General features: G+C 72.7%; 10 protein-coding genes. All 10 read right to left on the bottom strand.

The features are described from left to right. Positions 1 to 34: 34 nt before the first annotated feature. Complete coding sequence (gene hpnE, locus B4U46_RS29255; RefSeq protein ID WP_079430638.1) at positions 35 to 1,453, bottom strand: hydroxysqualene dehydroxylase HpnE; 1,419 nt, start codon at positions 1,451 to 1,453, stop codon at positions 35 to 37. A 337-nt stretch (positions 1,454 to 1,790) separates the two neighbouring features. Next, positions 1,791 to 2,741: a presqualene diphosphate synthase HpnD gene (gene hpnD, locus B4U46_RS29250; protein ID WP_100862452.1), complete on the bottom strand. Its 951-nt coding sequence runs from the start codon at positions 2,739 to 2,741 to the stop codon at positions 1,791 to 1,793. After that, positions 2,738 to 3,688, bottom strand: a complete 951-nt coding sequence (gene hpnC / locus B4U46_RS29245; protein ID WP_079430637.1) for a squalene synthase HpnC — start codon at positions 3,686 to 3,688, stop codon at positions 2,738 to 2,740. Before hpnC ends, hpnD begins: the two co-directional genes overlap by 4 nt. 328 nt (positions 3,689 to 4,016) lie before the next feature. After that, entirely contained in the window at positions 4,017 to 4,799 is a 783-nt protein-coding gene (locus tag B4U46_RS29240) for an ABC transporter ATP-binding protein (RefSeq protein WP_079430636.1), read from the bottom strand. Continuing rightward, the gene (locus B4U46_RS29235) at positions 4,792 to 5,727 is read right to left on the bottom strand and encodes an ABC transporter permease (protein ID WP_079430635.1); all 936 of its coding nucleotides are present in this window, start codon (positions 5,725 to 5,727) and stop codon (positions 4,792 to 4,794) included. Before B4U46_RS29235 ends, B4U46_RS29240 begins: the two co-directional genes overlap by 8 nt. A gap of 109 nt (positions 5,728 to 5,836) precedes the next feature. Continuing rightward, positions 5,837 to 6,709, bottom strand: a complete 873-nt coding sequence (locus tag B4U46_RS29230) for a glycosyltransferase family 2 protein (RefSeq protein ID WP_079432059.1) — start codon at positions 6,707 to 6,709, stop codon at positions 5,837 to 5,839. Between the two features lie 8 nt (positions 6,710 to 6,717). Continuing rightward, on the bottom strand, positions 6,718 to 7,497 hold the full coding sequence (locus B4U46_RS29225) for a CDP-alcohol phosphatidyltransferase family protein (RefSeq protein WP_079430634.1): 780 nt from the start codon (positions 7,495 to 7,497) through the stop codon (positions 6,718 to 6,720). Further along, positions 7,475 to 8,536, bottom strand: coding sequence for an iron-containing alcohol dehydrogenase family protein (locus tag B4U46_RS29220; protein WP_079430633.1), 1,062 nt, complete (start codon positions 8,534 to 8,536; stop codon positions 7,475 to 7,477). Before B4U46_RS29220 ends, B4U46_RS29225 begins: the two co-directional genes overlap by 23 nt. Then, complete coding sequence (locus B4U46_RS29215; RefSeq protein ID WP_079430632.1) at positions 8,524 to 9,276, bottom strand: sugar phosphate nucleotidyltransferase; 753 nt, start codon at positions 9,274 to 9,276, stop codon at positions 8,524 to 8,526. Before B4U46_RS29215 ends, B4U46_RS29220 begins: the two co-directional genes overlap by 13 nt. Continuing rightward, the gene (locus B4U46_RS29210) at positions 9,273 to 11,048 is read right to left on the bottom strand and encodes a DUF5941 domain-containing protein (protein ID WP_079430631.1); all 1,776 of its coding nucleotides are present in this window, start codon (positions 11,046 to 11,048) and stop codon (positions 9,273 to 9,275) included. The genes B4U46_RS29215 and B4U46_RS29210 overlap by 4 nt, the downstream gene beginning before the upstream one ends. Between the last annotated feature and the right edge of the window lie 419 nt (positions 11,049 to 11,467).

Raw genomic sequence — 11,467 nt, 5'->3', positions numbered from 1 at the left:
GTGCGGGTCGTGCTGGTGGTGCTCGTGCTGGTCGTCATACCGCCTCCTGCAGAGGATGTTCGCGGGGGCGGCCGAGCGCGGCGAGCGCGGCGTGTGCCGCGCCGAGGCCGCTGCGGACGGCGCTCTCCATGGTCGCGGGCCAGCCGGTGGCGGTCCACGCACCGGCGAGATAGAGCCCCGGCGTGTCGGTCCGGGGGCCCGGGCGCAGCCGGCCGACGCCCGGGCTGGGGGCGAAGGTGGCGGTGCGCTCGCGGGTGACGAAGAAGTCCCGCACCTTCGCGCCCCGGGCGGCCGGCAGCAGCCGTTCCAGTTCGGGCAGGTACTTGGCGCGCAGGACGGAGACGGGCTCGTCGATGTCGTCGTGGGCGACGGACTGGGACAGGGCCAGGTACTGGCCGCCGTCGGTGAGTCCGGAGGAGTCGGTGCGGTCGAAGACCCACTGGACGGGGGTGCCGAGGGCGGCGAAGAAGGGCTGCCGGAGCACCTTGCGGTCGTACACGACGTGGACGTTGAGGATCGGAGCGGTGCCGATGTCGAGGAGCTTGTCGGGGTCGGCGAGGGCGCCGGGGGGCAGCAGGCCGTGGGCTTCGCGCTGCGGGACGGCGAGGACGACGGTGCCGGCGTCGAAGGACTCCCCGTCGGTGTCGACGCGCCAGTTCCCGTCTTCGCCGCGGGTGACGGCGGTGACGCGGGTGCGCAGCTCGGTGCGCACGCCGGCGGAGTCGAGGGCCTTGCGGGTGAGGGTGTCGTGGAGTTCGCCGAGCGGGACGCGGGCCCAGCCGATGTCGGCGGCGCCGTTCTCGGAGAGCAGGCCGGTCTTGAAGACCATGGCGGCCAGGCCCAGGGAGGACTGCTGGGCGGTGGCGTTGAGGGTGGCGATGCCGACGAGGTCCCAGAGCGCTTCGACGGTGCGCGGGCTCTGGCCGTACCGGGCGAGCCAGGTGGCGAAATCGAGGCCGTCGAGCGCCGGGTCGGCGGGGTCGAGGCGGCGCAGGGCGAGGGCGGCGCGGCCGACGGAGGCCCGCTCGGCGAGGGAGAGGTGCGGGTAGCGGGCCAGGGAGGCGGCGAGGTGCAGGGGCACGGGCAGTGCGCTGCGGCGCAGCCGGCCCAGGCGGGGGCCGGCGGCGTGGGCCACGTCGAGGACGGGGACGTCCAGGCGGTCCTGGAGCGGGGCGAGGGCGGCGCCGTCGACGCGGTCGAGGAACCACCGGTAGGCGGTGCAGCAGCGCAGGTAGACGTGCTGGCCGTTGTCGACGGTCAGGTCGCCGCGTTTGAAGGAGAAGGCGAGGCCGCCGAGCCGGGGGCGTCCTTCGAGGAGGGTGACCCGCAGTCCGGCGTCGGCCAGTTCGAGGGCGGCGGTGACTCCGGCGAGCCCCCCGCCGATGACGACGGCGCCGCCGGTTCCGCCGCCGGTTCCGCTGCCGGTTCCGCTGCCGGTTCCGCTGCCGCTCATGATGCCTCCCGTGTGGTGCGCCGGCCCTCGGGGCCGGAGGGTGCTGCCGCGGTACGGGCGGAGCCCGGACGATAGGACGCGCCCGCGTGCCCGCGGGTTGCCCGGCCGGGGCACACGGCCACCGGGTCCGGGGCCTGACGGCCCGGGCCCGATCGGCGCAGCCCGGTCACGCCGCAGGCCGGACCGGAGCCCTCAGCCAGGGCCGCGGGCCGAGCCAGGGCGGAGCCCCGCACCGGCCCGAGGATGCGGGCCGGTGCGGCGGACGGGGCCTGGGTGACGGGCCCGGTCGGGGTGGGGGCCGGGACGTGGGGGGTGGGCGGGGCCGGGGTGGGCGGCATCAGGCGCGCCTCCGGGCGGTCTGGCGGGAGATGGTGCGGGCGTCGAGGCCCGAGAGGCCGCGCACGGCCACGTACGCCTTCTCGTGGGTCGGCAGCGAGACGCGTCCGCGCAGCACGGCCGCGGGTTCGCGCTCGATGCGGTCCAGCAGGCGGCGGTAGATGCCGGCCATCGCGGCCACGCAGGCGCCGCTGCGCCGGTCGAGCATGGGCAGCAGGCGGTAGCCCTCGGTGAAGAGGGCGCGGGCGCGCCGGACTTCGTGGTGGACCAGGCCGGGGAAGTCGGAGCCGGCGGGGAGCCGGCCGCTGCGGAAGCCCTCGGAGCAGCCGAACTTGGCGAGGTCCTCGGCGGGGAGGTAGGTGCGGCCGTTGCCGGCGTCCTCGCGGACGTCGCGGAGGATGTTGGTGAGCTGGAGGGCCAGGCCCAGGGTGTCGGCGTACTCCTCGGCGTGCTCGCCGGGGCCGACCGTGCCGAACACGCCCAGCGAGAGCCGGCCGATGGCGCCGGCGACGCAGCGGCAGTACGCCTTGAGGTCGTCCCAGGTCTCGTACTCCTCGCCGCGGACGTCCATCAGGACCCCGTCGATGAGCTCGTCGAGTCCGCCGAGCGGGATGGGGAAGCGGCGGGCGGCGTGCGCGAGGGCCACGGCGACCGGGTCGGTGTCGTCCTCGTCGACCTCCCCGGCCCGGATCCGGCCGAGGACGGCGCGGGTGTCCTCCAGGCGGGCCAGTTTGGCCTCGGGGGCGAGGGTGCCGTCGCCGATGTCGTCGACGCGCCGCGAGAAGGCGTACAGCGCGGACATCGCCTGCCGCTTGTCGGTGGGCAGCAGCCGGATGCCGTAGGCGAAGTTGCGCGCCTGGGTTCCGGTCACGGCCTCGCAGTAGCTGTAGGCGGCGAGGACCGGGGCGGACGGGACGGACGCGTGGTTGGGGCCCTCCACGTTCGGGCTCACCCCTTTCTCGGCGCTGTGCGCAGGACGGCGGCCACCTCGCGGAGGAGCAGGCCTCGGGTGGGCTTGGGCGGGCCGGGCAGGACGTCGAAGCCTGCGGCCGAGATCGCCCGCAGGGCGGCTCGCCCCCCTCCCACGAACCCCGCGAGCAACAGCCGTAGCCTGCCGTGCACGCTACCCACGAGTGGGGTGCCTTCATTCAGGAGTTCGTATGTGCGTTCTGTTTCGAAGGCGATCAGGGAGCGTACGGAGGCTCCGGCGGAGCGGGCCCCGAGGTCGGCCTCGGCGACGTGGAAGCGCCGCATGTCCTCGGCCGGGAGGTAGATCCGGTCGCGGGCGAGGTCCTCGGTGACGTCCTGGAGGTGTTCGGCGATCTGCAGGGCGGTGCAGACGGCGTCGGAGCGGCGGATCCGCTCGGGGGTGCTGGTGCCGGTGAGCTCCAGTACGAGGCGGCCGACGGTGTTGGCGGAGAGCTCGCAGTAGGCGAGGAGTTCCCCGTAGGTGGTGTAGCGCGCGACCCGCTGGTCCTGGCGGTTGGCCTCGATGAGCCCGAGGAAGTGCTCGGGGCTGAGGCGGTGCTCGCGCGCGACGGGCTGGAGGGCGAGCAGCAGGGGGTGGCGCGGGGGGCCGTCGGTGCCGCCGAAGACGCGCAGCAGGTCGGCCTCGAAGGCGTCGAGCATGGCGAGGCGGTCGTCGGCGGCGGCCGGGTCGAGGCCGAGGAGGACGGCGTCGCGGCCGCCGGGGGCGAGGTCGCCGTCGCCGATGTCGTCGACGAGGCGGGCGTAGCCGTAGACCGCCATGAGGCCCTGGCGCCAGGCGCGGGGCAGGAAGGCGGGGGCGACGGGGAAGTTCTCCGAGGCGGCCTTGGCGAGGGTGGCTCCGGCGTGCGCGCCGGGGGCGCTGCCGGGGGCCGGGGCCGACGGGTGACGGACGCCGTGCCCGGGGGTCACCGCCCGCCGCCCGGGGCCGGGACGGCCGCTGTGCCTGGGGGCCGCAGAATTCCCGTAGCCATTGCCGTCACGTCTCCCGTTCTACACTGCCGACCCAAGTCATCCCATTTCGGACACGCCGCGGAGTTTACCGGGGAGTATCCGGGAGTGTCCCGGGGGAACCCGCTGCGGGGAATCGTCCCCTCTTGGCGCGATTCAGAACTGGTACAGCTTACGCCGTACAACACCACGCAGGACTATCGGGTGGCCACCACGCCCGGAATGTCGGCCACATGCCCAGGCCCCCGGCGCGCGGAGCGGCGGGGGCCTGTCTGCGAGGGGCGGCGGGTCAGTGGCCGCTGGCCTTCTCGTACGCCGCGACGACCTCTTCGGTGGGGCCGTCCATCAGGAGCTCGCCCTTCTCCAGCCACAGCACCCGGCTGCAGGTGTCGCGGATGGAGTTGTTGTTGTGGCTCACCAGGAAGACCGTGCCCGCCTTCTCCCGCAGCTCGCGGATGCGCGCCTCGGAGCGGACCTGGAACTTGCGGTCGCCGGTGGCGAGCGCCTCGTCGATCATCAGGACGTCGTGGTCCTTGGCCGCGGCGATGGAGAACCGCAGGCGCGCGGCCATGCCGGAGGAGTAGGTGCGCATCGGCAGGGAGATGAAGTCGCCCTTCTCGTTGATCCCGGAGAAGTCGACGATGTCCTGGTAGCGCTCCTTGACCTGCTCGCGGCTCATGCCCATCGCGAGACCGCCGAGGACGACGTTGCGCTCGCCGGTGAGGTCGTTCATCAGCGCGGCGTTGACGCCCAGCAGCGAGGGCTGGCCGTCGGTGTAGACCTTGCCGGACTCGCAGGGCAGCAGGCCGGCGATGGCGCGCAGCAGGGTGGACTTGCCGGAGCCGTTGGAGCCGATGAGGCCGATGGCCTCGCCCCGGTAGGCGGTGAAGGAGACCCCGCGGACGGCGTGGACCCGGCGGACGCCCGGGGCGTCGCCCTTGCCGCGGCGCATTATCTTGCTGAGCGCGGCGGTGGCGCTGCCCTTGCCGGAGCTGCCGGTGTTGACGCGGTACACGATGTGTACCTCGTCGGCGATGACGGTGGGCACGCGGCCCTGGGTGTTGTCAGCCACGGCCGTAACGCTCCTCAGCCTTCCAGAAGTACACGAAACCGCCGAGGCCGATCACGACGGCCCAGCCGACGGCGAAGGCCCACACGTGCGGCGGCAGGTTGCGCGCGCCGTAGTCGTGGATCAGCGCGTACCGGATGAGGTCCATGTAGATGGCCGCCGGGTTCCACTGGAGGGCGTCGGTGACCCACCCGGGCACGTGCCGGCCCTTGAGGGCCCCGCTGATCGAGAACATGACGCCCGAGGCGTACATCCACGTGCGCGTGATGAACGGCATCAGCTGCGCGAGGTCGGGGGTCTTCGAGCCCATCCGCCCGAAGATCAGCGCGAGGCCGGTGTTGAAGACGAACTGGAGCGCCAGCGTCGGGATGACCAGCAGCCAGGACAGCCGCGGGTAGTTGCCGAACGCCACCGTGACGATCACCACGACGATCATCGAGTACAGCAGCTGCTGGAGCTGCTGCATCGAGAAGGAGATCGGCAGGGAGGCGCGCGGGAAGTGCAGGGCGCGGACCAGGCCGAGGTTGCCGGGGATGGCCCGGACGCCGGCCATCAGCGAGCTCTGGGTGAAGGTGAAGACGAAGATGCCCGTCACCAGGAAGGGGATGTAGACGCCCTTCGGCATGCCCCGGCCCGCGTTCATGATGAGGCCGAAGATCAGGTAGTAGACGAGCGCGTTCAGCAGGGGGGTCGCCACCTGCCAGATCTGCCCGAGCTTCGCCTGGCTGTACTGCGCCACCAGCTTGGCCTGGGAGAAGGCCATGATGAAGTGGCGCCGACCCCAGAGCTGCCGCACGTATCCGCCCAGGCTGGGCCGCGCGCCGCTGACGGACAAGCCGTACTTCCTGGCGAGCTCCGCGGGGCTGAGCCCCGCGTCGTCGGACGGCGGCTTGCTCGTGGCGAGGGCGCCGTCGTGGGTTGTGTCACTCACAAGTTGAAACTTTCCGTCTTCAAGATGCGCAGGTGGGGCATCGGGCCTGGAGCGCCGGACCCGTGATCGGGCTTCGTGATCGGGGCTTATGGTCCCAGACGCGAGCTTCTCAGATGACAGGCGGTCGGCCCAGTCGCGTCAGCCGCCACACGGTACGCCACCTCATGGGGCGCCGGGGACCGCAGGGGGTGGTCCAGCCCTCCTTGAACCCGCCGAACCAGGCCTTGAGCGCCGGCGCCGAGGGCCTGCGCACGAGCGTCAGCGCCAGCCAGACCCCCAGGTAGACCGGCACCAGCGGGGCGGGCAGGTTGCGGCGGGCGAGCCACACCCGGTTGCGCGCCACCATACGGTGGTAGACCGCGTGCCGGGAGGGTGCGGTCGTCGGGTGCAGCAGCACCATGTCCGCGCGGTAGTCGATCAGCCACCCGGCGTCGAGGGCCCGCCAGGCCAGGTCGGTCTCCTCGTGGGCGTAGAAGAACTCGGCCGGCAGCGCTCCCACCTGCTCGAAGACCTTCGTGCGGACGGCGTTGGCGCCGCCCAGGAAGGTGGTCACGCGGGAGGAGCGCATCGGGTCGGAGGCGCGCAGCCGGGGCACGTGGCGGCGCTGGGTCGCACCGGTGTCCGGGTCGGCGATCCGGAAGCTGACGATGCCCAGCTCGGGGTCCTCGGTGAAGGCCTGCCGGCACAGCTCGGCGGTGTCGGTGCGCTCCAGGAGGCCGTCGTCGTCGAGGAAGAGCAGCACGTCCACGTCGCGGCCGCCGGGGCCGAAGGCCTCGATGCCGACGTTGCGGCCGCCGGGGATGCCCAGGTTCTCGGGGAGGTGCACGGTGCGCACGCCTTCGGGCAGGCCCGTGACCTCGACGCCCTGGCCGACGACGACCACCTCGACGGGGTCGCCGTCCTGGCGGGCCACCGAGTCCAGGAGCGCCTTGAGCTCGTCGGGGCGGTTGCCCATGGTGATGATCACCGCACCGACGCGCAGCGGGGCGGTCACCGCAGCCTGCTCGACACGAGGATGGACACCAGGTGCAGCACCGTCTGCACCAGCGCGATGCCGGCCAGGACGGCGACACCGAGGCGGGAGAAGAACAGGTCGCCGCGGACCTGGTCGAGGACCGCCAGCACCAGGATGAGCAGCGAGGCCTCGATCCCGAGGACCAGGCGGTGGAACTTCAGCGCGGCGGCGGCCCGGCGGGCCAGGGCCATGCCGGAGGAGCGCGGCTCGGCGGCGGACTCCTGGACCACGGGCTTGCCCGCCTGGTGACGGGCGACGCCGACCAGGTCGGTCTCGGCCTTGATCAGGATCGCGCCGAGGGCCGCGAGGGTGCCCAGGAAGGCCCACAGCCAGTCGATCCGGCCGCCGCCCCACAGGTCGGCCGCGCGCAGCCCGAAGCCCACGAGGACCGCGGCGTCGCACAGGTAGGCGCCGACGCGGTCCAGGTAGACGCCGGAGAGCGAGAACTGCTTCTTCCAGCGGGCGACCTCGCCGTCGACGCAGTCGAGCAGCAGGTAGAGCTGGACGGCGACCACGCCGAGGACGGCGCCCCACACGCCCGGCACCAGCAGGGCCGGGGCGGCGAGGACGCCGGCGAGGGTCATCACGTAGGTCAGCTGGTTGGGCGTGACCTTGGTGGTGACCAGGAGGCGGGTGATGCGCAGGGAGATCTCGCGCATGTAGAGGCGGCCGCCCCAGTGCTCGCCACTGCGCCGGTCCTTGACGCCCGCCGGGTGAACGACGGGGCGCAGTTCAGCTACGGATGGTCTGGGCATAGTCGGCGTAAGCGTCCCTGATCTCGGCTGCGGACAGGTTGAGGTGCTCCAGGATGGTGAACCGTCCCGGGCGGGTCTGGGGGGCGTACTCCACGGCCGCGACGAACTCGTCGGCGCTGAAGCCGATCTCCTCGGGCAGCACGGGCAGGCCGTGGCGGCGCAGCACCTCGGCGAAGAGCCCGGACTGCTCGCGGGCGCCGCGCAGGTGCATGGCGAAGGCGGCGCCGATGCCGACCTGCTCGCCGTGGAGCGCGGAGCGTCCGGGGTGGAGCAGGTCGAAGGCGTGGCTGATCTCGTGGCAGGCGCCGGACGAGGGGCGGCTGTCGCCGCTGATCGACATGGCGATGCCGGAGAGCACGAGGGCCTCGGAGAGCACGGTGAGGAACTCGTCGTCGCCGCAGCCACCGGGGTGGCGCAGCACGGACTCGCCCGCCGTGCGGGCCATGGCGGCGGCCAGGCCGTCCACGGCCTCGCCGGTGATCCGGTGCGAGAGCTCCCAGTCGGCGATGGCCGAGATGTTGGAGATCACGTCGCCGATCCCGGCGCGCACGAAGCGCGTGGGCGCCTCGCGGATCACGTCGAGGTCGATGACCATGGCGATCGGCGTGGGCACCCCGTAGGAACCCCGGCCGTTGTCGTTGTCCAGGATGGACACCGGGGAGCAGATGCCGTCGTGGGAGAGGTTGGTGGCGATGGCCACCATGGGCAGCCCGACCCGCGCCGCGGCGTACTTCGCCACGTCGATGATCTTGCCGCCGCCCAGGCCCACGACGGCGTCGTAGCGGCGGCCCTTTATGTCGTCGGCGAGCTTGACCGCCGAGTCGATGGTGCCGTCGACGACCGGGTACCAGTCGGCGTGCGGCAGGGCCTGCTCCAGACGGGCGCGCAGCGCCTGCCCGGAGCCCCCGCTGATCGCGATCGCGAGCCGGCCGGACGCGGAGATCCGCTGGTCGGCGAGGATGCCGTCCAGCTTGTCCATCGCCCCGCGGCTGATGTCGACGACGACCGGCGAGGGGATCAGCCGCGTCAGTACTGGCATGCGATCGTCCGGCCCTTGGCGAGGTCGTCGTGGTTGTCGATCTCGACCCACTTCACGTCGCCGATCGGGGCCACGTCGATGGTGAAGCCGTCGTTGACGAGCTGCTGGTAGCCATCCTCGTAGTAGAGGTCGGGGTCGCGCTCGAAGGTGGTCTTCAGGGCCTCGGCCAGCTGCTCGGCGGCCTCGGGCTCGATGAGGGTGACGCCGATGTACTCGCCGGTCGCGTCGGCCGGGTCCATCAGCTTGGTGATCTTCCGCACGCCCTGGCCGTCGGCGGTGACGACCTTCATCTCCTCGTCGGCCAGGTTCTTGACCGTGTCGAGGGCGAGGATGATCTTCTGGCCGTTGCCGCGGGCGGCGAGGAGGGTCTTCTCCACGGAGACCGGGTGGACGGTGTCGCCGTTGGCGAGGATCACGCCCTGCTTCAGGACGTCACGCGCGCACCACAGGGAGTAGGCGTTGTTCCACTCCTCGGCCTTGTCGTTGTCGATCAGGGTGATCTTGACCCCGTACTTGGCCTCCAGCGCCTCCCGGCGCTCGTAGACGGCCTCCTTGCGGTAGCCGACGACGATCGCGACCTCGGTCAGGCCGACCTCGGCGAAGTTGCCCAGGGTCAGGTCGAGGACGGTGAGGCTGTCCTCCCGGCCCTCGGGGCCGACGGGCACGAGGGCCTTGGGCAGGGTGTCGGTGTAGGGACGCAGACGGCGTCCGGCACCGGCAGCGAGGACAAGGCCGATCATGCGGGTTCTCCTTCGTCGTGTACGGCGGGTGCTCCGGCGGAGACCCAGAAACGGATGCTCTCCGCGAGCACCACCACGGCCACGAACACGGCCATGGCCGTGAGCGCGACGGGGAACGCGTCACGGGCGAGGACGGCGGCCAGGACCGTGGCCAGCAGGACCCTGCCCTCGTGACCGCCCGTCGTCCGCACCAGCCAGGGCGGGGGGGCGTCCGAGCCACCGCGGATGCGGTAGACCGTGTCGTAGTGATGGTAGGCGACCGCCGCGACCAGTCCGAATGCGGCCGGAACGGCCCCGGGGACGTCCGCCTTGACGGCGAGGACGAGGACGGTGACGTACTCGCCGAAGCGGAACAGCGGCGGGATCAGCCAGTCGAGGGGGCCCTTGAGCGGCGTGGAGACCGCAGCCCCCGAGAGGAGGACGTAGAGCCCCGCCGTCGCGATCAGCGAGGTCGAGCCGAAGTCGCGGACCAGGGCCCCGCCGGCCATCACCACGGCCGCCCCGGCGGCCATCGGCAGGGCGGCGGCCGAGGCCCGCTTGCCCGGGCGCGGGGCGCCGGCCCAGGCGAGCACGCCCGAGTCCGCGAGGTCGGCCAGCGCCCGTGCGGCCCGGTCGGTCCTCTTCGCCTTGCGGGTCACGGAGCGCAGGACGCGTCCGGCGGTGGTGTAGAGCGCGCCGAAGGCGCAGCCGGCCAGCAGGGCGTAGAAGACGATCCGGGGGCTGGTGACGGCGGTCAGGACCGCGATCATCGCCCAGCGCTCGCCGATCGGCAGGATGATCATCCGCCGGACCCAGACGGTCCAGCCGACGCTGTCGAGCCGGCCGGAGAGGGCCGCGGTGGGGCTCGTGTTCGCCGTGGCGTCGTGGTTGGCCTCGTTGAAGGAGAAGTCGACCACGTGCCGGCAGGTCATCAGGACCATCGAGCCGAGCGCGAGCGCCCACACGTCGTCGCCGTCCCGGGCCGCGCCGAGCGCGAGGCCCGCGTAGAAGGCGTACTCCTTCACCCGGTCGAAGGTCGCGTCCAGCCAGGCGCCCATCGTCGAGTACTGCAGCGAGTAGCGGGCGAGCTGCCCGTCGGTGCAGTCCAGGACGAAGGAGACGAGCAGGAGCACGCCCGCGGTGACGTAGCCCCAGCGCTCGCCGGTCGCGGCGCAGCCCGCCGCGAGCAGCGCGGTGAGCAGGGAGGCGGTGGTGACCTGGTTCGGGGTCAGGCCGCGGCGCGCGCACCAGCGGGCGATGTAGCGCGAGTACGGGCTGATGAAGAAGGTGGTGAAGAACCCGTCCCGGGCCTTCACCGCGCTGCGCAGCCGTACCGCCTCGTCGTCCACGGCCGCGACGGCGGCCAGGGCCTCGGCGCGCTCCGCCTCTCCGGCGGGCACGGCGGCGACCAGCGTGCCGAGCTCGGGCCGCTGGACGGGGGTCCCGGAGGCCTCGACGGCCGCGGCGAGCCGGTCCGCGTAAGGGCCCTCGCCGTCCGGGGCGAGGGCCGCGGCCCGCTCCAGGGCGGCCCGGGCGCCGGGCTGCACGGCGAAGGCGCCGGTCACGGCGCAGGCCTCGAAGCGCGGGTCGGTCAGCGCCAGGCGCAGGGCGTGCGGGTGCCCGACGAAGCCGCTGTCGACGACGGCCACCCGCTGCCCGGCGGGCACGCCGGCCAGCGCCTCGGGGGCGTCTTCGGGAGCGGGGACCGGGCGGACGTCGAACCCGAGCGAACGGAGCTCGTCTTCAAGCGGTGATCCGGGAACCGGCAGGCCGGTGAGGATGACGGTCGACAGACGGACTCACTCCTTGCAACGAACATTCCGGGCGGGCGCCCCGTGGGCGGCTTACAGAAAGCGCGGCGGCGCGGCGGCTGCGGCTGTCGGCAGAGGCTATCGGATGAATGGAAGACGGCATTCATCAGCCGTTCGGCCCCCATCCGTCCGCTTTGCGGGCGGATGTTAGGGTGGACGCCGCTCCGGAACCTGGAAGAGAACGTGGAAGAGGTGGACTGATGACCGTCGCAGCGATCGCTGCCGTGCGCAGCGAACTCCGGTACGTCTCCCCGTCTTCCCGGGCGTCCGGCCGGGCCTGATCCTTCCCTTACCAGCGACAGGCCCCGTCGGCCGGAGCCCCCGTTCAAGGGTTCACGTTGACCGACACCACCAGCACCACCGACCACGACAGCTCCGCCGGCGAGGTCTTCGCGGCGTTC

Source organism: Streptomyces katrae, assembly GCF_002028425.1.
In the GTDB taxonomy this organism is placed as follows: Bacteria; Actinomycetota; Actinomycetes; order Streptomycetales; family Streptomycetaceae; genus Streptomyces; species Streptomyces katrae_A.
The sequence above is the reverse complement of the archived record's forward strand: the minus strand, read 5'-3'. Positions and strand labels throughout refer to the sequence as shown.